This window comes from Mycobacterium persicum (genome assembly GCF_002086675.1).
Classification (GTDB): domain Bacteria; phylum Actinomycetota; class Actinomycetes; order Mycobacteriales; family Mycobacteriaceae; genus Mycobacterium; species Mycobacterium persicum.
On record NZ_MVIF01000003.1, the window covers coordinates 1 to 20236 of the forward strand.

16 protein-coding genes are annotated in these 20236 nt (G+C 65.3%); 7 read left to right on the plus strand and 9 right to left on the minus strand.

All coding sequences use genetic code 11. The annotated features are described in order from the left end of the window. Nucleotides 1-146: 146 nt before the first annotated feature. The 5 genes from BST40_RS01965 to BST40_RS01985 form a co-directional block, all read right to left on the minus strand. The gene (locus BST40_RS01965; RefSeq protein WP_075546134.1) at nt 147-848 is read right to left on the minus strand and encodes a class I SAM-dependent methyltransferase; all 702 of its coding nucleotides are present in this window, start codon (nt 846-848) and stop codon (nt 147-149) included. Nucleotides 849-878: 30 nt separating this feature from the next. Further along, nucleotides 879-1601, minus strand: coding sequence for a GAP family protein (locus BST40_RS01970; RefSeq protein ID WP_083153242.1), 723 nt, complete (start codon nt 1599-1601; stop codon nt 879-881). Between the two features lie 144 nt (nt 1602-1745). Beyond that, nucleotides 1746-3014, minus strand: a complete 1269-nt coding sequence (locus BST40_RS01975; RefSeq protein ID WP_083153243.1) for a glycosyltransferase — start codon at nt 3012-3014, stop codon at nt 1746-1748. Nucleotides 3015-3073: 59 nt separating this feature from the next. Then, nucleotides 3074-4411: a condensation domain-containing protein gene (locus BST40_RS01980; protein WP_083153244.1), complete on the minus strand. Its 1338-nt coding sequence runs from the start codon at nt 4409-4411 to the stop codon at nt 3074-3076. Between the two features lie 52 nt (nt 4412-4463). Then, the gene (locus BST40_RS01985) at nt 4464-5972 is read right to left on the minus strand and encodes a condensation domain-containing protein (protein ID WP_082275310.1); all 1509 of its coding nucleotides are present in this window, start codon (nt 5970-5972) and stop codon (nt 4464-4466) included. A 706-nt stretch (nt 5973-6678) separates the two neighbouring features. Here BST40_RS01985 and ileS point away from each other — a divergent pair. After that, entirely contained in the window at nt 6679-9861 is a 3183-nt protein-coding gene (gene ileS / locus BST40_RS01995) for an isoleucine--tRNA ligase (protein WP_083153251.1), read from the plus strand. A 42-nt stretch (nt 9862-9903) separates the two neighbouring features. Here ileS and BST40_RS02000 read toward each other — a convergent pair whose 3' ends face one another. Both BST40_RS02000 and BST40_RS02005 read right to left on the minus strand, forming a co-directional pair. Then, entirely contained in the window at nt 9904-12093 is a 2190-nt protein-coding gene (locus BST40_RS02000; protein WP_241780193.1) for an arylsulfatase, read from the minus strand. 190 nt (nt 12094-12283) lie between these two features. Beyond that, entirely contained in the window at nt 12284-12856 is a 573-nt protein-coding gene (locus BST40_RS02005) for a class I SAM-dependent methyltransferase (RefSeq protein WP_075546140.1), read from the minus strand. A gap of 65 nt (nt 12857-12921) precedes the next feature. On the opposite strand from BST40_RS02005, the gene BST40_RS02010 reads away from it, so the two are divergent. Continuing rightward, the gene (locus tag BST40_RS02010; RefSeq protein ID WP_089024976.1) at nt 12922-14334 is read left to right on the plus strand and encodes a DNA polymerase IV; all 1413 of its coding nucleotides are present in this window, start codon (nt 12922-12924) and stop codon (nt 14332-14334) included. Here BST40_RS02010 and BST40_RS02015 read toward each other — a convergent pair. After that, a complete protein-coding gene (locus tag BST40_RS02015) occupies nt 14299-15270 on the minus strand; it encodes an asparaginase (protein WP_208618895.1) in 972 nt (323 codons plus the stop codon). The genes BST40_RS02010 and BST40_RS02015 overlap by 36 nt on opposite strands. 31 nt (nt 15271-15301) lie before the next feature. On the opposite strand from BST40_RS02015, the gene lspA reads away from it, so the two are divergent. The 4 genes from lspA (at nt 15302) to BST40_RS02035 (ending at nt 18543) form a co-directional block, all read left to right on the plus strand. Next, nucleotides 15302-15934: a signal peptidase II gene (gene lspA / locus BST40_RS02020; protein WP_089024977.1), complete on the plus strand. Its 633-nt coding sequence runs from the start codon at nt 15302-15304 to the stop codon at nt 15932-15934. Beyond that, nucleotides 15934-16860: an RluA family pseudouridine synthase gene (locus BST40_RS02025; protein ID WP_083153255.1), complete on the plus strand. Its 927-nt coding sequence runs from the start codon at nt 15934-15936 to the stop codon at nt 16858-16860. Before lspA ends, BST40_RS02025 begins: the two co-directional genes overlap by 1 nt. 83 nt (nt 16861-16943) lie before the next feature. After that, nucleotides 16944-17324: a YciI family protein gene (locus tag BST40_RS02030; RefSeq protein WP_075546143.1), complete on the plus strand. Its 381-nt coding sequence runs from the start codon at nt 16944-16946 to the stop codon at nt 17322-17324. 1 nt (nt 17325) lies between these two features. Continuing rightward, on the plus strand, nt 17326-18543 hold the full coding sequence (locus BST40_RS02035) for an RNA polymerase sigma factor (protein WP_244174256.1): 1218 nt from the start codon (nt 17326-17328) through the stop codon (nt 18541-18543). A 35-nt stretch (nt 18544-18578) separates the two neighbouring features. Here BST40_RS02035 and BST40_RS02040 read toward each other — a convergent pair whose 3' ends face one another. Further along, nucleotides 18579-18989, minus strand: a complete 411-nt coding sequence (locus BST40_RS02040) for a group I truncated hemoglobin (RefSeq protein WP_075546144.1) — start codon at nt 18987-18989, stop codon at nt 18579-18581. A gap of 227 nt (nt 18990-19216) precedes the next feature. On the opposite strand from BST40_RS02040, the gene BST40_RS02045 reads away from it, so the two are divergent. Continuing rightward, complete coding sequence (locus tag BST40_RS02045; protein ID WP_075546145.1) at nt 19217-20233, plus strand: SDR family NAD(P)-dependent oxidoreductase; 1017 nt, start codon at nt 19217-19219, stop codon at nt 20231-20233. The last annotated feature ends 3 nt before the right edge of the window (nt 20234-20236 follow it).

The window sequence follows — 20236 nt, forward strand, 5'->3', positions numbered from 1 at the left end:
CTTCGACACGTCGTTTCGATGCGACTGGTTACTGGAGGCTTTATTTCCAGTGGGCATCTTTCGAAATATTGCCGCGGCGGCTGCAAAAACGCCGCGGCTACAAGGTCGTCCGATGACCGATCCCGTCCGAGGCGGTGCGACGCGCTTCACGTAGCTTGGCGGGCGCCCGCTTTGAACACGGTCAATAGCCCCGGCCTCGGCGCGGCCGGCGACCCGACACAGACATAGTGGAGATATCGGCCGTCGGCGAAGAACCCCAAACTGGCTACGGCAATCGCCACGCCCAGCGGGCCGGGCCACGCGTTGATGCCCTCGATCCGCTGTATCCGCAAGCCCGCCTTCTTGAAGATTCGCACAATGCTCCGGCGGGTGAAAAAACGTAGGTAGGTGCGGTCGAAAGGGCCAAAGTCCTCTTGCGGGAAGTCTTTTCGGAACAGCACCTGGCCCAGCGCGGGAAGAAAGCGGAAGTTGGGAACCGCGGCGACGACGACGCCGTCGGGCTTGAGCTTGGTGCGCAGCTTGTGTAGCGCCGCGCCCGGTTCCACCAGCCGCTCCAATACGTCGACGCAGATCACCGCGTCGAAGTAGCCGTCGGGCAGTTGGGCGATCTCCCGCTCCAGGTCTTCGGTGAGGACGCGTTCGGTGACGGCGCTGGCGGGCCGGGTGGTGTGCTCATCGGACACGATGCCCCAGAGTTCGGCGCCGGTTCGGTCTTTGACCGTGACGCCGAACGACCCATCCGCGCAGCCGAGATCGAGGACCCGTTGTGCGTCGGTGGGTATGAGCCGCAACGTCTCTGCCGCTGCTTGGTGGTAGTACCGCGCGAGGCGGCCGGGTTCTGGTGTCATCGGCTCAGCTGGCAACCCCGCATGCTGGGTTCAGTTCATGCCGCTTGCCAGCAGGGCGACCCCGGCCGCGGCGAAGGCAACGGAGAGGATCTGGCGCCGATGCGTCCGTAGCCAGTTGCGCAGCCGCAACATGGTGGCTTCGGTCTTGTCAGGGTTGACCAGATGGCTGACAAGCGGGATCTCGACGATCGCGAGCATCACGAGAAGGTAGGCGACGGTCGCGCTGAGCTGAGTGCCGAACGCCGCACCCGACGCGCCGATGGCGGTGAGCACCACCAGGTACTCCACCGGCGGTGGTCCCGCCGAGCTCAGGCCGGCCACAAACGCCACCCAGGGAAATCCGCCCTCGAGTGCACTCTGGGCGTTTGCCATCAGCCGCGAGAATCGGGAGGGCTGCTCCTGCACCAGCACCGTCGAGGACTCGCCGGTGGACGCCAGCGCGGGCGAACGGACCGAGACTCCGGCGGCGACCAGCGCGGCCACCACTAATGCCACGACACCAAGCGCGACTTGGATGTGCCCGACAGTGGAGCTTGCCGCCAGGGAGGTCACATTGTCGGCGAGGGCATGTGCGAAGTCGCGCAGCAGAAGCAAAACACCCAGTGCGACGGCTGCGCCCGTCGCCATTCCGCCGAACCAGAAAGCGAGTAGGTTGACCATTGGCCGCGGCTTCGAGATCAAGAAGAGGGCAACGCCCAGACGCACCGGCTCAGTCGCTGTGATCAGCGCGAGGATCAGTACTGTGGTCCACATCTGCCCCCTCCTCCCGTTCGCGTCTTTCAGCTGACCGACACTGCGTCAACGCATAGGAAGCGGTGGCGACCGCCCGGGGCTCTGTCGTTGAAGAAGCATTTCGCGGTCATGTCGTCCTGTTCGAGTGGGCGGTGCGCACCGGAGTCAGTCACGAAATTGCGGGCTGTACTGATTCCGGCTCACCTCATTTTCCAGAAGATCAGCTGCCCGCGTGGCGCTTTCGCCAGGTTTGGTCATCTGATTTGCAATCTCGCGGGCCCGATTGACGTACGCGGGGGCCAGAATTGCCCGGAGGTCGCTGACCAGCGTCTCCTTCGTGGTGGCCGCGAGCCGGCGTCCAGAGCCGATCTTGAGCCGCTTGATCTGGGCTAACCAAATCGGTTGCTCTATCCAGATCCAGAGGATCAGGGTAGGGATGCCGGCTCGCATGCCCGCCGCGGTCGTTCCGGCGCCGCCGTGGTGTACCACCGCGCGGCAGGCCGGAAATACCGCGGCGTGGCTTACCCCGGGCACCAGTTTGACGTGGTCCGCGCACCCGAGAGTGCTGACGTCGTTCTGGCCGGTGCAGATCAACGCGCGTTCGCCCAATTCCGCACAGGCGGCGCTGATCATGGCGATGGTGTCGACGGGCGAATCCACCGGCATGCTGCCGAAGCCGAAGTAGATCGGCGGCGTGCCGGCAGCGATCCACGACAACACCTCGTCGTCGTAATCCGTTGGCAGTTCCAGGGTCAGCGCTCCGACGAACGGCCGCCTGTCAGCCCATTGCGCCCATTCGGTAACCAGGCCGGGAAAGCACAGCTCGTCATACGCCTGGATCTCGAGCGCCCGGCGGCCCAGAATGCGCGACGACGACGACGCGGTTGTCTTCGGCAGGTCCAGTTCTCGCCGCTGCACGTCTTCAGGGCTCTTCGTGATGCGCCAGTGCACCCACCACAGCGCCGAAATTAGAGAGCGATTCAACGGCGCCGGCAGGATTGGCAAGAGCTGGCCATTGACCCGCGCGGGCATGAAGTGCATGGTCGCCAGCCGAATGTCGTAATACTCGGCGATGTTGGCGGCAATGCCCTGGTGGATCATGCCGGTCAACACCAGATCCGCGCCGGCTGCCAACGATCTCAGGGTCGCAGCCATGTCGGCCCAGGCCTGACGCAGGTCCGCGATACCTTCGCGCACCAACTTGACCGAAGTCTGCGGCTTCCAAAATTCGTGCAAGTTGTCTTCGTCGTCCAGCAGCGCCTGAGTGTCCGGTCCGTAGCTGACCGCATCCAGTCCGGCCGCTTCGGCCAAATCGATCAGGTTGGGCGGCACCGCGAGGCGAACTTCGTGCCCCCGGCGCAGCAGCTCCCGACCGAGGGCCGTGCAGGGCTCGACATCGCCGCGGGTGCCGTTGATCGCCAGTGCGAACTTCATCAGCGTCCCCTACCTTTTGCTTCCCGCCCCCCGGGCGACCTCAGTCCGGTGACTGCGAACTATCCGAATACCTCAGCGGTTAGCCGATAATCTGCAAGCGTTTGTTCTATCAATCCGCGCAGCTGCCGGTTCGAATTCTCCGCGCCACGTTGATAAGAGGATACGCTGATGAAAACTTTTCCATTCAGACGTCCGGAGAACAGGTACAGCTGGCCGCTTTCCCGCTCGATATTCTGTTTGGCCGCACCCTGATTGAACAGACGTGCGGAGAAATGGTCGGCATCGGTGCCGTCGATACGGTTCAAATCGTGACTAAGGTTCCCGACATTCGAACAGCAAACCGGCAAATCCGAACTGCCCAGGGCTAGTGCTGCCATCTTCCTGGCCAGCCACCTCGGTGTGTAAGGGACCAGCGGCAGCGGTTTGAGCAGCTCGTTTGGGGTTTCGTGGAGTGCGGCCAGGCTCTGTTTCATCTCGTTGCGGATGAGCTGCAAATCCGTCGCCACGCGGTCCGGGTCGACCCGGAAGGTAATGGCCGTCAGCGCATTTGCCCGTGAATCACCTGCGGTGCGTTCATTGACCGGCATTGTTATCGTGACAGCGTTATCAGCCGGGCTCAGCCGTCCCATGCGTTGCGCGAGCCTGGTCGCGAAAGCAACGAAAAGCGAATTGCTGGACCCGCCGAGTTCGAGTACCCGGCCATCCCACGAAGCCAGCCCACAGGAAAATGTGACAGAAGGTACGACAATTGGCTCGTCGCTGCGGCCCGACGCAGCCGGTGGTGCGCCTGTTGGTGCCTTCGCACTCGAGCCACGGTTGAGGACGAGCATGATGCCGGCGATCAGCGCCCGAAAAACCTGGGGCAATCCGCGAACGGCGTCCCACGCATCGACAAACAGTGCTCGTCCACGACTGCGCGATCGTGGGGGTGGATAGCCGAAATCGCGGGTGATGCCGTTGACGGCCTCGTGGATAGCGAGATGCAACGCGACGCCGTCCACCACCGAGTGCGACGTGATTAGGGTTACCGCCGTCCCACCGTCGTGGAGCGGGAGGACCCCCAGGTGCCAGCAAGGACCGTATTCGGGGTCGACCGGAATCTGCGCACGCTCATCCAGCCAGCCCATGATTTCAGCGCGAGATCGGGGTGCCGGGGCGACGTCGATGTCCGGCGCATCGCGGTATGCGACCCAGCGGGGACGGCCAAACGGTAACGGGGAACGTTCGATTCGGCGCCCGAGCCATCCATGGCCGAGGTTGCGGTTGAACCGGCGCAACGCTTCCAAGTCAACCGGACGATCGTAGATCCAGGTAACTTGGCCGACGGTGTCAACGCCGGTTGCGCGCAACCGAAGGAAGGCTGCGTGGTCGAGAAAGGCGATCCTGTTGTCCGTCATGGCCGAAGAACGTGCCAATTCGAAACTCCCTGGTAAAACCCGGATTTCCGGCCTAGCCGGTGCGCCAGGTGGTCAAGGGGGGGACCGCGGTCGCGGGTTCGTAGGCGCGCCGGCTATAGGCGAGGTGCAGCTGACTGCCGTTGTGGCGCCGGGCCGGCATCACTTCGCGTCCCTCGGCTACCCGGACATAGGCGGCCTTCAGCGTCTCCGCGTAGCGGGTGACCGACTCGCGGGCGACCGGGTTGTCCGGGAACAACACCGTTAACTGGGTCTCTTTCTCGAACCGGTTAATCCGGATATCGATTTGCCCCATCATTCCGCCGTCGTGGCACAGCCGGGCGTGTAGGCCTTCCACGTGGCAGTTGGCCAGAGCCGACAGCGGCGGAATGCCGGCGTCGAGGTAGAAGAGCAATGGTGCTCCCCATTGGCCTTTCCGCAGCCACGGAACCAGTTCCAGCACGCGGTCCAACGGCACTTCGGCCAATTCCCGGCCGGAATCAAAGCATTCCTGAGCCGCCTTGACGATTTCACCGAACGACGATCCGGTGGTGGGGACGGTGAGCGGCACGAAGCCGGTGAACCAACCCGTCGTCATGAAATCCGTCTGGGTGCGGCGAATGTCGATGGGGACGATGGCGTGAAACTCGTCGGTTCCGGTCAATTCATGTTCGGCAACTGCCGACATAGCGAGTACGCCACCGCAGAACCGGGCTCCCGCCGACAAGCATGCGGACTCGAACGCGAGTGTCTGCCGCTCGTCCAACAGCCGGACGCCCATCATCTCGCACGGCGCAGATGTGTCCCCCAGCGGCAGTGGGAATTTGGGAAGGCAACCGTCGTTGGTCTCGAAGAATTCGGCCCATGCGCGGATGACCGGGGAGTCCAAGGTGAGCCCGGCCAGGTGCTCCTGCTGCCGGGTGCAGTAGTCGTGATAGCTGCCCGTCTCGGCCAGGCGCAACGGCGCTCCGCCCCCAACCAGCGCTACGTACATCAGGTGGATCTCGGCGAACGCGACGCCGACGAACATGGCGTCGCAGTGAAGATGGTCAATGGCCACACAGAAGGTGAAATGGTCTGCGCGCTGAATGATCGAGAAGCGGAAGCAGTCCCACTCCAGCGGGGTCGGGGTGGCCAGCAGGTGGTCCCGCCACTGGCTTTGCGTTGTCAGCTCACCGTGCTGAGTCGCGACGAACTGAATGTCGTTGGCTTTGTTGATGGTTCGCCGCACGAAGCGATCGCCCTCGGTGTGCTCGAACCAGCTTCGGTAGGTGTCGTGGCGACGCAGATGTGCATTGATGACGTGCGTCATGGTGCGGATGTCGCATCGACCGGGAATGTCCCAGGCGGAGATCAGCAATCGCGACATCTCCAGGCCGCGGCTGGCGTAGGACCGGAAGTTACGCAGGTGATGGGCTTGCATATAGCTGGGCGGTACCGGGCTGATCGGTGCTTGCTTCGCCTTCGCGAGCGACGGCGGCGACGGTTGCCACGACACCAGCAGGCCCGGCTCGGGAGCCCAATCGCGGATGGTCCCGGCCTCTACTTTCCCTACTCTGACCATTCTTCCTCCCAGTCGCCCAGCAGGTTGCGATGCACCGGAGAGCCAAGGGTGGTCCACAGAACCCGGCACGGTGATGACATGTGTAGGGACCCCGGTGAACCGGGTTCGAGGTCTTGGCCGTAACGATTTCGGGTTGCGCCACCGGTGCCGGTCCACCGCACGTCACGGGACACGTTGGACGGGTCGGTGCCCCTGGCCGGCCAACGGACTGCGGTCGTGACGGCACTGGGTAGGCCGGGTATCGTGGTGTTCACATGCCCCCTCATTAACTTGTCGTGCCTCCCCGAAGGCACGACCATATTGCCGTCGGTACGGGTTGCCCCATGCCCGACGTTGTGACGACCGTTCATCCGGGTATTTAGGTTTCTAGCGGTGGTGAGCTGAGCCTAGTTGATGGTTGGTGCTTAAATTTCGGTTTTCGCTGCATTGGGTTTAAACCCGTGGTTGAGGGGTCGCAGTTTGTTGGCTGGGTGGGGTTCGCACTCCCGCTGCCGGGTAGGATCGGCCGCAACGGCGTTGATCCGGCTATCACCGGTGAGCCTTCGGAAGAACAGCCCAAAAGCCCAGTAGAACCGAACGGGTGGGCCCGTCACAGCCTGCAACGAGCGGCCGTGCGTAGGTGCGGCAAGCGGGGTGGTACCGCGGTGCTCGCGCTTCCGGCGCGTCGTCGTCCCCGTGTCTTGTGACAAGCGACACAGGAGACGGCATGACCGACAGCGCCTACCCGCGCAGCGACCTGGGCGCCGACCACCGTGGTGGCTCTCCGGACTTTCCCGCGATGGAAGACCAGGTCCTCGGGTATTGGGCCGGCGACGACACCTTCCGCGCCAGTATCGCCCGCCGCGACGGTGCCCCGGAATACGTGTTCTACGACGGGCCCCCCTTCGCCAACGGCCTGCCGCACTACGGGCATTTACTGACCGGCTATGTCAAGGACATCGTGCCGCGGTACCGAACCATGCGCGGTTATAAGGTCGAGCGCCGCTTCGGTTGGGACACCCACGGGTTGCCCGCCGAACTCGAGGTCGAGCGCCAGCTGGGCATCACCGACAAATCGCAGATCGACGCAATGGGGATCGCCGCGTTCAACGATGCCTGCCGGGCTTCGGTGTTGCGCTACACCGACGAGTGGCAGGCATATGTGACCCGGCAGGCTCGCTGGGTCGATTTCGACAACGACTACAAGACGCTTGATCTGTCGTATATGGAATCGGTGATCTGGGCGTTCAAACAGCTCTGGGACAAGGGCCTGGCATACGAGGGCTACCGGGTGCTGCCCTACTGCTGGCGCGACGAAACCCCGCTATCCAATCACGAACTGCGGATGGATGACGACGTGTACCAAAGCCGTCAGGACCCCGCGATCACGCTGGGATTCAAAGTGCCGGGTGGCCAAGCACTTACAGAGCTGGCCGGCGCATTCCTGTTGGTATGGACCACGACACCATGGACGCTCCCGTCGAACCTGGCCGTCGCCGTCCATCCTGACGTGACGTATGTCCAGGTCAGGGCCGGTGATCGGCGCTTCGTGCTGGCCGAGGCACGGCTGCCTGCCTACGCTCGAGAGCTCGGCGAAGAGCCCGAGGTTGTGGGCATCTATCGCGGAGCCGACCTACTGGACCTGCACTACTTGCCGCCGTTTACATACTTTATGGACTCTGCCAATGCCTTTCGCGTACTTTCGGGCGAATTTGTGACCACTGAAGAGGGCACCGGCATCGTCCATATGGCCCCGGCATATGGGGAAGACGACATGGCGGTCGCGGAGGTGGCCGGCATCGCGCCGGTAACCCCGGTCGATGCCAAGGGCCGCTTCGACGACACCATTGCCGACTACCAGGGGCAGCATGTGTTCGACGCCAACGCCCAGATCATCCATGACTTGAAGAAACAAAGTGGTCCGGCGGCGGCGAGCGGCGCCGTGTTGATCCGCCACGAATCCTACGAACACCCTTACCCACATTGCTGGCGCTGTCGTAATCCGTTGATCTACCGCGCGGTGTCGTCCTGGTTCGTCACAGTGACGGAATTCCGGGACCGCATGGTCGAACTCAACCAGCAGATCAGCTGGTATCCCGAACACGTCAAAGACGGCCAGTTCGGGAAGTGGCTGCAGGGTGCCCGCGATTGGTCTATCTCGCGAAACCGCTACTGGGGCACCCCGATTCCGGTGTGGAAGTCCGACGACCCGGCGTACCCGAGAATCGACGTCTACGGCAGCCTGGACGAGCTGCAGCGCGACTTCGGGGTGCGGCCGGACAATTTGCACCGGCCCTATATCGACGAGCTCACCCGGCCCAATCCCGACGATCCCACCGGCAAAAGCACGATGCGGCGCATCCCGGACGTGCTCGACGTGTGGTTCGACTCGGGCTCCATGCCCTACGCTCAGGTGCACTACCCGTTCGAAAACCGTGACTGGTTCGACGGAGTCGATTGCGCCGACTCCGGCAGGAGGGTCGATGCCCATTACCCCGGGGACTTCATCGTCGAGTACATCGGACAGACCCGTGGCTGGTTTTACACACTGCACGTGCTGGCGACCGCGCTGTTCGACCGGCCCGCGTTCAAAACGTGTGTGGCGCACGGGATCGTACTGGGTTCCGACGGCCAGAAAATGAGCAAGTCGCTGCGCAACTACCCCGACGTCAACGAGGTGTTTCACCGGGACGGCTCCGACGCGATGCGCTGGTTCTTGATGGCCTCGCCGATCCTGCGCGGCGGCAACCTGATTGTCACCGAACAGGGGATCCGTGACGGGGTGCGGCAGGTATTACGGCCGTTGTGGAATGCCTACAGCTTCTTGGCCCTGTATGCGCCGAAAGTGGGTATCTGGCGTACCGATTCACGCCATGTACTGGATCGCTACATCCTGGCCAAGCTGGCGGTGCTGCGCGACGACCTCACCGGGTCGATGGAGGTGTGCGACCTCTCCGGAGCCTGCGAGCAGCTTCGGCTGTTCACCGAGGCGCTGACGAATTGGTATGTGCGGCGGTCACGGTTGCGATTCTGGGAAGAAGACGCCGACGCCATCGACACCCTGCACACCGTGTTGGAGGTTACCGCCAGACTGGCTGCGCCGTTGCTGCCGTTGATGACCGAGGTGATCTGGCGCGCGGTGACCGGTGAGCGCTCGGTTCACCTGACGGACTGGCCGCGAGCCGATGCGGTGCCCGCCGACGCCGGCCTAGTGGCGGCGATGGATCAGGTCCGCGAAGTGTGCTCGGCCGCGTCGTCGCTGCGCAAGGCCAAAAAGCTGCGGGTGCGCCTGCCGCTGCCGAAACTGACTGTGGCAGTCGACGATCCGCAACGACTACAGCCGTTCATCGAGCTGATCGCCGATGAGCTCAACGTCAAACAGGTCGAGCTCACCGACGACATCGACACCTACGGGCGGTTCGAGCTGACCGTCAACGCCAGGGTGGCCGGGCCGCGACTGGGCAAGGACGTGCAAGCGGCGATCAAGGCGGTCAAGGCCGGCGACGGCGTCGTCAATTCCGACGGCACCTTGACGGCAGGACCGGCGGTGCTGCAACCGGAGGAATACAGCTCACGGCTGGTGGCCGCCGATCCGGAGTCCACCGCGGCACTGCCCGGCGGTGCCGGGCTGGTGGTGCTCGACGGCACGGTGACCCCGGAATTGGAGGCCGAGGGCTGGGCCAAAGACCGCATCCGGGAACTGCAAGAGCTGCGCAAGTCGACCGGGCTGGACGTGTCCGACCGGATCAGCGTGGTGATATCGGTGCCTGCCGAGCGTCAGGCCTGGGCGCAGACCCACCGCGATCTCATTGCCGGCGAAATCCTGGCCACCAGTTTCGAATTCGGCGACCCGGCCGGCGGCGTCGATATCGGCGACGGGGTACGAGTCGCGATCGCCAAGGCCGGCTAACGGCGGGTGCCCAACGGCGGGGGACAGCCGGCCGCCGGCGTGTCACCGAAGCTGGATCGTCACCTCCTTGATGGTGGCGTTGAACGGGAAGGTGCCCTCGTAGGTGTCGGCGGCCGGGGTGCCGCCGTCGAGCCCGATATCGAGTCCTTCGTCGGCGCTGAACCCCAGTGGAACCGTCCGCTCGATGCGAGATTCAGCTGCCTGGCACCCGTTTACCAGGAGTCGCGCGACGCCGCCTTTGCCTAAACCTCCACCGTCATAGTCGAATTCGACTGCGACGGTCGAGTTTCCCGCGGGCAGGGGCGTTGCCGCGGCGATGGTCGTGTACTTGGACCCGAAATAGTTGTAGGTGAACTTGGCCAGTCCATTCTGTACGTAGAGGGCTAGGCCGGCGAAGTAACCGCCGGCCGCCAGGACAACACCGTCGACGGTGTCGCCACCGGGAGTGTCCAGTTCGGCGGTAATCGAGTAGGACCGGTTGAAGGCGCACCGAATGATGTCCTCAGGCATTCGGATTGATCCTTGCCCCAACGAAATCGAGGTTCGCTGGCCCAGAACGGTCGGCCGCGCACCGATCGCCCGTGCGGGGCCGCGGTCGTCGAGCGGAAAGACATGGTTTTTTTCGGCTTCAGCGTCGAATAGTGCCTTCAACTCGGCAAGCCGATGCGGGTGCTGGGCGGACAGATCAACGGCTTGACTGTAGTCCCGCGACAGGTCGTAGAGTTCCCAGCGGTCGTCGGAGAAGGCGGGCATCGCTGAACCCGGTTGCCACTGGATCTTGCCGTGATAGGTGCAGGCCATCCAGTCGTCGTGATAGATCCCACGGATGCCCTTGATCTCGAAGTACTGGGTGCGGCGCCGGTCGGGGGCGGCCGCGTCGTCGAAGGTATAGGCCAGGCTGATGCCGTCGTAGGGCTGCTGTGGCACGCCGTTGACCGTTGTGGGCGCTGGAATTCCGGCGGCTTCCAGGATCGTCGGGGCGATGTCGATGACATGGTGGAACTGCGAGCGCAGCCCGCCGCGGTCGTTGATGCGTTGCGGCCAGGTCACAATCATCGGATTGCGGGTGCCACCGAAATGACTGGCGAACTGCTTGGTGAACTGGAACGGGGTGCACATCGCCCAGGCGAAGCCGACCGGATATTCGTTGCTGGCCTTGGGCCCGCCGAAATCGTCGATCCTCGACAGGACGATCTCGGGGTCTTCTTGGAGGCCGTTCAACGTCACCATCTCATTGAAGACACCGGTGATCCCGCCGGCGGCAGCTGCGCCGTTGTCACCGATGATGTAGACGAACATCGTGTTGTCCCAGACGCTCATGTCCTTGAGCGCGGTGACGATCCGGCCGATCTCGTGATCGGTGTGGGCAAGGAATCCGGCGTACACCTCCATAAGCCGTGATGCGATGCGCTGCTGCTCTTCTGACATCGTGTCCCAGGCGGGTATCGATTCGTGGCGTGGAGTCAACGCGGCGTCTGCGGGGATCACGCCCAGTTCCTGCTGCCGGGAATAGATTTCCTCACGCAGCTGGTCCCAGCCCGCGGCGAATCGGCCGCGAAAAGGTTCGCTCCATTCCGGCGCCACGTGGTGCGGTGCGTGGGTGGCGCCGGGCGCCCAGTAGACGAAGAACGGTCGGTCGGGCGACATGGCCTGTTGCCGATGTACCCATTCGATCATCCGATCCGCGAGGTCGGTCGTAAGGTGGTAGTTCTCAACGTCTTCGGGACGTTCGATCGGCGTCGTGCCGTGATACAGGCCGGGATTGTATTGGTGGGCTTCGCCGCCCATGAAGCCATAGAACTCTTCGAAACCCATACCGGTTGGCCACCTGTCGAAGGGTCCGGCCGGACTTACCTCCCATACCGGGGTGTTGTGCCATTTGCCGAATGCTGCTGTGCTGTAGCCGTTTTGGCGCAGGGTCTCGGCGATGGTGGCGGCAGACTTCGGGATTATGCTGTTGTAGCCGTCGTACCCGGTGGCCCATTCGGTGATGTTGCCCGTGTTGACCGCGTGATGATTCCGGCCGGTCAACAGTGCGGCGCGAGTGGGGGAGCACAAGGCGGTCGTGTGAAACCGGTTGTACCGCAGCCCTTCCCGTGCCAGCGCGTCGCCGGTTGGCGTCGGCACCGGGCCGCCGAAGGTCGCCGTGGCGCCGAATCCGACGTCGTCGAGAAGGACGATCACCACATTCGGCGCGTTCTGTGGTGGGCGGATGGGAGTGATAGTAGGCATTGTCGACTCGGAAACCGTTCGACCGGCCTTTCCCCCCGTCGGTGTGTCCGGCAACGGAAGCCGGGTCCGATCGACGGTGCTGGTCGGGTCGTGTGTCACGGGTTTCCTCCACTCGGGTTGGGATTGGCCGGTGCTGTGGGTCCGGTAGCGACAAGGGCCGCCGAACGATCTCGAGCGCTTGTTACTGACGTCACGCCGCGGGTTTGATCGCCCGCCAGCGTTGCCTGCGGGCGCGAACCTCAACATCGACATCGCGAAAACCCGCTGTGCGCAAGCGATCCGGCAAGGTCGTTGGCGGGATTGGGTTGCAGGTGTCGCGCAGGTGCAACAAGCTGAACGCCAGCGACGGCACGCCGTCGCTGCCGGCGAATACGCCGCCCGGGCGCAGTACCCGGAAGGCTTCAGCGAACAGCCGGTTTTGCAGGTTGACGGTCGGCACGTGGTGCAGCATGGTGAACGACACCACGGAGCTGAACTCGTCCGCGGGCAGTCTGGTGGCGGTGCCGTCGCCGATGATGATGCGTGCCCGGTCTCCGTACAGTTCCTGCAGCCGCTGCGCCAGCGGGGCGTCGATCTCGACAGCGGTCAGGTTCGGCGTCTTGTCGACCAGGACCCGAAGAAATGCGCCGTATCCGGGTCCTATCTCGAGGGTGTTGTCGCCCAGGTCCACCTCGGCGAGCACCCATGGCAAGACCTGGCTTTCAACTTCCCTGGCCCAGCGGTCGGAGTTGCAGCACAACCGGTGAACCAGATTCATCGCCATACCGACTGACGTTAGACGACCGACGCTACCGACGGTTCCGGCAGCCGTGAATAGCATTGCCCGTTGTGGAGTCCCGTTGGGTGCTGCACCTGGACATGGACGCGTTCTTTGCCTCGGTCGAACAACTCACCCGTCCTACCCTCCGGGGCCGGCCCGTATTGGTGGGTGGCCTCGGCGGGCGCGGTGTCGTCGCCGGCGCCAGCTACGAGGCGCGGGTTTTCGGCGCCCGCTCGGCCATGCCGATGCACCAGGCCCGCCGGCTGATCGGCGTCACGGCGGTGGTGTTGCCGCCGCGCGGTGTGGTGTACGGGGTGGCCAGCCGCCGGGTATTCGAGACCGTGCGCAACCTGGTTCCCGTCGTCGAGCAGCTGTCTTTCGACGAGGCCTTCGGGGAACCGCCCCAATTGGGCGCGGCCGCGGCCGAGGACGTCGAGACGTTCTGTGAAGTCTTGCGGCGACGGGTGCGTGAGGAGACCGGACTGGTTGCCTCGGTCGGGGCGGGCTCGGGCAAGCAGATCGCCAAGATCGCTTCCGGTCTGGCCAAGCCCGACGGCATTCGAGTGGTCCGCCGGGAGGAAGAACAGCGGCTGCTCCATGGCTTGCCGGTGCGGCGGTTGTGGGGAATCGGCCCGGTTGCCGAGGAGAAGCTGCATCGACTCGGCATCGAGACCGTGGGCCAGCTGGCCGCATTGACCGACGTCGAGGTGGCCAACATCCTCGGCGCGACCGTCGGGCCCGCACTGCACCGGCTGGCCCGCGGTATCGACGACCGGCCCGTTGCCGAGCGAGCCGAAGCCAAGCAGCTCAGCGCCGAATCCACTTTCGCCGCCGACCTGACCACCCTCGACCAGCTGCGTGAGGCTATCGACCCGATCGCCGAACACGCGTATCAACGCCTGCTGCGCGACGGCCGCGGAGCTCGCACCGTCACCGTGAAGCTGAAGAAGGCCGACATGAGCACGCTGACCCGTTCGGCGACAATGCCCTACGCGACCACCGAAGCGGGAGCGCTGATCGCGGTGGCCCGGCGGCTGCTGCTTGACCCCGTTGAGATCGGGCCGATTCGCCTTCTCGGCGTTGGTTTTTCGGGGCTCAGCGAGGTGCAGCAGGAGTCGCTGTTTCCCGACTTGGACCTGTCACCGGATACGGCCGAGGAAGCCCAGCACGACTTCCCGACAATACGGGCCGCGCAATTCGGCGGACCGGACAGCGCCGGATGGCGCATCGGCGACGACGTAGCCCACCCGGAACTCGGGCACGGCTGGGTGCAGGGGGCCGGCCACGGCGTGGTCACCGTCCGGTTCGAGACTCGCCGTTCAGGTCCGGGCCCGGCGCGGACCTTTCCCATCGATACCGGCGAGCTCGCCGTCGCCAACCCGGTCGACAGCCTGGACTGGCCGGACTACGTCGGCCGGCTACGGGTCGACGAGCCGACCGGCCTCTCAGCCCCAGCGGTCAACGAGCTCGGCGACCGGTAGCCCGGCCGCCAGCGCGGCCATCAACAACACCCGGGCCTGCGACGGTGGCAGTCGTGGCACCATCACCGCACCGGCGTCCACCAGGTCATGTCCGGGGCCGTAGCCGGCGCCCACCCGCGCGCCGGCAACCCGGGTCGAGACCGCGACCACCACCCCTTCGCCGCGATGGCGGCGCACTGCGTCGATCACCGCCGACCCGGCATTTCCCGAACCCAATGCCTCCAGCACGATGGCCCGGGCGCCGGCGGCCACACACGCGTCCAACGCAACGGCATCACTTCCCGGATAGACCGCGACGATATCGACCCGCGGCGCCTCGGCGGCGCGCAGTTCACCGAGGTACGGGCGTGTTTTGGCCCGGATGATCGTCACCGTTTCGGTGACGGTTCCGAGCAGTTCGCCGGCGAACCCGCTCAGGTCGTCGGCGGCCACCTTGCGCAGGCCCAGCGGTTGCAGCACCCGGCCCGCGAAACACACCAGCACGCCCTGGTCGCGGGCTGTCGCGTCGGCCGCCAGCGTCAGCGCGTCGCGCAGATTGACCGGACCGTCCGCGTCGGCGGCGTCGGGGCTGCGCATGGCCCCGGTGATGACCACCGGGATGTCGCCGGAGTAGGTGAGGTCCAGCCAGAGCGCGGTTTCTTCCAGGGTGTCGGTGCCGTGCGTGATGACGACACCGGCCGCACCGCCATCAACGGCCGCTTGGACCGCGGCGCGGATGCGATCCCAATCGGCCGGCGTCAACAGCGAACTGTCGAGTGCCATCAGGTCCACGACATCGATGTCGAGGTCTGCGCCGGCGGCCGCGGTCAGTTCTGCCCCGCCGCGCGACGGACGGCGCACTCCGTCGGCGCCGGTGCTGGTGGCGATGGTCCCTCCGGTAGTGATCACGCTGAGGCGGCTCATGCTGAGATCATCCCGGATGCCGGGCACCGCCATCCGCATGTGGGCGCAGTCACTGGACTAGGGGATGATGGTGTTCGTGCCTGACGCCGATCCGCCTACTACGGCGGGAGATACCGGGGAGCCCGAGGTTTCCGCGCAGCCGGCTCCGAGGCGGCTGCGCCTGCTGCTATCGGTCGCGGCGATCGTGCTGGCCCTGGACATCGTCACCAAGGTGCTGGCCGTCAAGCTGTTGCCTCCCGGCCAGCCGGTTTCGATTATCGGCGACACCGTGACGTGGACGTTGGTGCGCAATTCCGGTGCCGCGTTCTCCATGGCGACCGGCTACACCTGGGTACTGACGCTGATCGCGACGGGCGTCGTCGTGGGCATCTTCTGGATGGGACGGCGGCTGGTGTCACCCTGGTGGGCGCTGGGGCTGGGAATGATTCTGGGCGGCGCGATGGGAAATCTGGTAGATCGCTTCTTCCGGGCACCCGGGCCGCTTCGGGGACATGTCGTCGACTTCTTGTCGGTCGGCTGGTGGCCGGTGTTCAATGTCGCCGACCCGTCGGTGGTCGGTGGCGCGATCCTGCTGGTGGTCCTGTCGATCCTGGGCTTCGATTTCGACTCGGTAGGCCGGCGCCGACCCGACCGTGCCACACCCAGTCGGGGCAAGGCCGACGGGGAAACCGGCCGGCGCAAGGCCGATCAGCACTGATGGCGGACCGCTCGATGCCCGTCCCGGAGGGATTGGCGGGCCTGCGCGTCGATGCCGGGCTGGCCCGTCTGCTCGGACTTTCCCGCAGCGCCGTGGCGGCCATCGCCGAGGGCGGCGGCGTGCACCTGGACGGCGTACCGGCCGGCAAGTCCGACCGGCTGGCGCCGGGAGCATGGCTGCAGGTTCGGCTGCCCGAGGCGCCGTCACCGCTGGAAAACACACCCGTCGACATCGAAGGCATGACGATTCTGTATTCCGACGACGACATCGTCGCCGTCGACAAACCGGCGGCTGTCGCCGCACACGCATCGGTGGGCTGGACCGGTCCCACGGTGCTCGGCGGACTTGCCGCGGCGGGCTACCGCATCACCACATCCGGTGTGCACGAGCGGCAGGGCATTGTGCATCGCCTCGACGTCGGCACCTCCGGTGTGATGGTGGTGGCGCTGTCGGAACGGGCGTACACCGTGCTGAAGCGGGCATTCAAGCACCGCACCGTCGAGAAGCGGTATCACGCTCTGGTGCAGGGACACCCCGATCCGTCCAGCGGGACAATCGACGCGCCGATCGGCCGCCACCCCGGCCCCGAATGGAAGTTCGCGGTCACCACGAACGGCCGCCACAGCGTGACCCACTACGACACCATCGAGGCTTTTGTCGCCGCCAGCCTGCTCGACGTCGAGCTGGAGACCGGACGCACTCACCAGATACGGGTGCATTTCGCCGCGCTGCGCCATCCGTGCTGCGGCGACCTGGTGTACGGAGCCGACCCCAAGCTGGCGAAAAGACTTGGCCTGGAACGGCAATGGCTGCACGCCCGGTCGCTGGCCTTCGCTCATCCGGCCGATGGCCGCCGGATCGAAATCGTCAGCCCCTACCCGCCGGATCTTCAGCACGCGTTGGATGTGTTACGCGCCGAGGGGTGACCGCGGGCTTAGTGCGGGTGTCGATTTGATGGCGCGTCGATCGTCATACCGGTGGCACCATCGAGTCGGAAAGGAACACCGTCATGCAGTACTGCCTACTCATGCACTATCAGGAGGGCGGCGAGATCGGGCTGAGTGAGCAAGACATGGCCCCCGCGCGGGCGGCGTTCGCGAAGTATGCCGACGACCTCGACGCCGCGGGCGTGCTGATCGCAACCCAGGTGCTGCAGCCCGCCGACGCGTCCACCACCTTCACCGCGCGCAACGGTGTCCCGCAGATTCAGGACGGGCCGTTCGCCGACACCAAAGAACGGCTCGGTGGGGTGTTCGTCATCAAGGTGCCCGACCTCGATGCGGCCTTGGTGTGGGCGCGGCGATGCCCCGCAGCCGAGTGGGGATCGGTCGAAATCCGGTCTGTCGCAGTCACTTACGCTCGCGGTAAGGGCTGGTACCAGCCTGAGTGAGGTGCAGGCTCGGCTCACCGGGCTGGTTCGCGAGTCCTACGGCCGGTTGTTGGCGCTGCTGGCCGCGCCAACCGGCGATATCGCCGGGGCCGAGGACGCCCTGGCCGACGCCTTGGAGCGCGCGCTCATCCGATGGCCGGCCGAGGGCATACCGGCCAACCCGGACGGTTGGGTGCTCACCGTGGCCCGCAACCGGCTGCGCGACCGGTGGAAATCGCACGGTTACCGCTTGACCGGTACGCTCGACGAAACGGGTTGTGCCGCAGGCGGACCCTTCGATGACCCGGAGGCGATCCCGGATCGCCGCCTGGAGCTGATGTTGGTGTGCGCGCATCCGGCGATCGCAGCCAACTGCCGCACACCACTGATGCTGCAGACCGTCCTCGGCATCGACGCGGCCGCAATCGCCCGGGCGTTCTCGCTTCCGGCCGCAACCATGGCGCAGCGACTGGTTCGCGCCAAGCGCCGGATTCGCGACGCGCGCATTCCCTTCGTGGTACCGGCCCGCGCCGGCCTCGACGAGCGGCTGCCCGCGGTTCTGGAGGCGGTATACGGCGCGGTTGCCATCGACTGGCAGGTGCAACCATTCGGTGAACCGATTAACTGCCTGTCCGCCGAGGGGCTGCATCTGGCATTGCTGCTGGCCGACCTATTGCCCGACGAGCCCGAGGTGCTGGGCCTGGCCGCGCTGCTGTGCCTGTCGGAGTCGCGTCGCGCCGCGCGGCGCACGAGCCGGGGCGAATTCGTGCCGCTCGACGAACAAGACAACCGGCTGTGGGATCAGGCGATGATCGCACGCGGCGAGGCGTTGCTGCATCGAGCTCACCGCATCGGCCGTCCCGGGCGCTACCAGTACGAGGCGGCAATCCAGTCGGCTCACTGTGCCCGCGCACACGGCGGTCAGGTCGATTGGGAGTCGCTGCGCACGCTGCATCGCGCGCTGCTGCGGATCGCACCGTCGTTGGGGGCCTCGGTGGCGCTGGCGGTGGTGGACGCTGAGCTCGACGGCCCGGACGCAGGGCTCAGCGCGCTCGATGCGATTGCCGACCCGGCGGTCGAGCGGTTTCAGCCGGCCTGGGCGGCGCGCGCCCATCTGCTGGTCACAACCGGTCGTCGCGCAGCGGCGGCCACGGCCTACCGCGCGGCCATCGACCTGAGCACCGACGCCGGCGTCGTCGCATACCTGCAGCGGCGACTCGCGGCGGTGGCTCGGCGCTGACCTTTCATCGCTGGGTTGCCACGTTTCGGGCCGGCTCAGACGCTGACGGTGGTGCTGTCGCCCGTCGCGACGTCGGCGGCCAGCGGCGAGATCGTTTTCAGGATTTCGGTGATCGTCTCACCGGGGACGCCGGCCGCGGCCAACGCGTCGCCCAAATGCCCGGCCACCAGCGTGAAGTGGTGCATGCTGATGCCACGGCCCTGATGCACCTGCTTCATCGGCGCACCGGTATAGGGCTCCGGCCCGCCCAGAGCCGCGGCAAAGAATTCCGTCTGTTTGCCCTTGAGACGGCTCATATTCGTTCCGGTGAAGAAGCCGGCGAGTTGGACGTCGGCGAGCACCCGGGCGTAGAAATCCTCGACGACGACCTCGATCGCCTGGTATCCGCCGATCTGGTCGTAGATGGTGATCGGCGCGCGTTTGCGGAAACGTGACAGTAGTCCCATCCCGTCAGGGGAACACGTCGGCGTTGCCTGGCCGTTAGGGACCGATCACGCCCGGATTATCAGCTGTAACAAGTCGATTGCTGTCGAACGCCGACGCGTCCCGCGGTTCGGCCAGGCGCCTGGCGGACTCGCATGCCGACGGGTTGGTCCCGGTCATTGACCGATGCCCTAGGTTTGCTTCATGACCAGTGCCACATCCACCACACCGCCATCAGGAGAGACGACCGATGAATCTTGGTGACTTAGCGAACCTCGTTGAGAAGCCGTTCGCGACGGTGTCCAACATCGTCAACACGCCGAACTCCGCCGGGCGATATCGGCCCTTCTATCTGAGGAATCTGCTCGACGCCGTGCAGGGCCGGACACTGCGCGACGCGGTTGAGGGCAAGATCGTCCTCATCACCGGCGGGTCGTCGGGCATCGGCGAGGCGGCCGCGAAGAAGATCGCCGAAGCCGGGGGCGCGGTGGTACTGGTGGCGCGCACGCGGGAGAACCTGGAAAAGGTCGCCGAAGATATCCGTGGCAATGGCGGGGCGGCGCACGTGTACCCGTGCGATCTGTCCGACATGGACGCCATCGCCACGATGGCCGACCAGGTGCTCGCCGATCTGGGACGGGTCGACATCCTGATCAACAACGCGGGGAGGTCGATTCGGCGCTCGCTGGAGCTGTCCTATGACCGGATTCACGACTACCAGCGGACCATGCAGCTGAACTATCTGGGTGCGGTCCAGCTCATCCTCAAGTTCATTCCCGGCATGCGGGAGCGCAAGTTCGGGCAGATCATCAACGTGTCGTCGGTCGGGGTGCAGACTCGGGCACCGCGCTTCGGCGCCTACATCGCCAGCAAGGCCGCTTTGGACAGCCTGTGCGATGCGCTGCAAGCCGAGACGGTCAGCGACAACGTGCGGTTCACCACCGTGCATATGGCACTGGTGCGAACGCCGATGATCAGCCCGACCACGATCTACGACAAATTCCCCACGTTGACCCCGGATCAGGCGGCCGGTGTGATCACCGACGCGATCGTGCACCGGCCGCGACGGGCAAGCTCGCCATTCGGCCAGTTCGCGGCTGTGGCCGACGCCGTCAACCCGGCTGTCATGGACCGGGTACGCAACCGGGCGTTCAGCATGTTCCGGGATTCCGCAGCGGCCAAGGGCGGCGAAACTCCAACGGACACATCAGAACTCGATAAGAGAAGCGAAACGTTCGTCCAGGCGACCCGAGGGATACATTGGTGACAA

Bases quoted from the DNA above. Each gene is read 5' to 3' on its own strand.
- BST40_RS01965 (WP_075546134.1), bottom strand. From the start codon at position 848: ATGACACCAGAACCCGGCCGCCTCGCGCGGTACTACCACCAAGCAGCG.
- BST40_RS01970 (WP_083153242.1), bottom strand. From the start codon at position 1,601: ATGTGGACCACAGTACTGATCCTCGCGCTGATCACAGCGACTGAGCCG.
- BST40_RS01975 (WP_083153243.1), bottom strand. From the start codon at position 3,014: ATGAAGTTCGCACTGGCGATCAACGGCACCCGCGGCGATGTCGAGCCC.
- BST40_RS01980 (WP_083153244.1), bottom strand. From the start codon at position 4,411: ATGACGGACAACAGGATCGCCTTTCTCGACCACGCAGCCTTCCTTCGG.
- BST40_RS01985 (WP_082275310.1), bottom strand. From the start codon at position 5,972: ATGGTCAGAGTAGGGAAAGTAGAGGCCGGGACCATCCGCGATTGGGCT.
- ileS (WP_083153251.1), top strand. From the start codon at position 6,679: ATGACCGACAGCGCCTACCCGCGCAGCGACCTGGGCGCCGACCACCGT.
- BST40_RS02000 (WP_241780193.1), bottom strand. From the start codon at position 12,093: ATGCCTACTATCACTCCCATCCGCCCACCACAGAACGCGCCGAATGTG.
- BST40_RS02005 (WP_075546140.1), bottom strand. From the start codon at position 12,856: ATGGCGATGAATCTGGTTCACCGGTTGTGCTGCAACTCCGACCGCTGG.
- BST40_RS02015 (WP_208618895.1), bottom strand. From the start codon at position 15,270: ATGGCGGTGCCCGGCATCCGGGATGATCTCAGCATGAGCCGCCTCAGC.
- lspA (WP_089024977.1), top strand. From the start codon at position 15,302: ATGATGGTGTTCGTGCCTGACGCCGATCCGCCTACTACGGCGGGAGAT.
- BST40_RS02025 (WP_083153255.1), top strand. From the start codon at position 15,934: ATGGCGGACCGCTCGATGCCCGTCCCGGAGGGATTGGCGGGCCTGCGC.
- BST40_RS02030 (WP_075546143.1), top strand. From the start codon at position 16,944: ATGCAGTACTGCCTACTCATGCACTATCAGGAGGGCGGCGAGATCGGG.
- BST40_RS02040 (WP_075546144.1), bottom strand. From the start codon at position 18,989: ATGGGACTACTGTCACGTTTCCGCAAACGCGCGCCGATCACCATCTAC.
- BST40_RS02045 (WP_075546145.1), top strand. From the start codon at position 19,217: ATGAATCTTGGTGACTTAGCGAACCTCGTTGAGAAGCCGTTCGCGACG.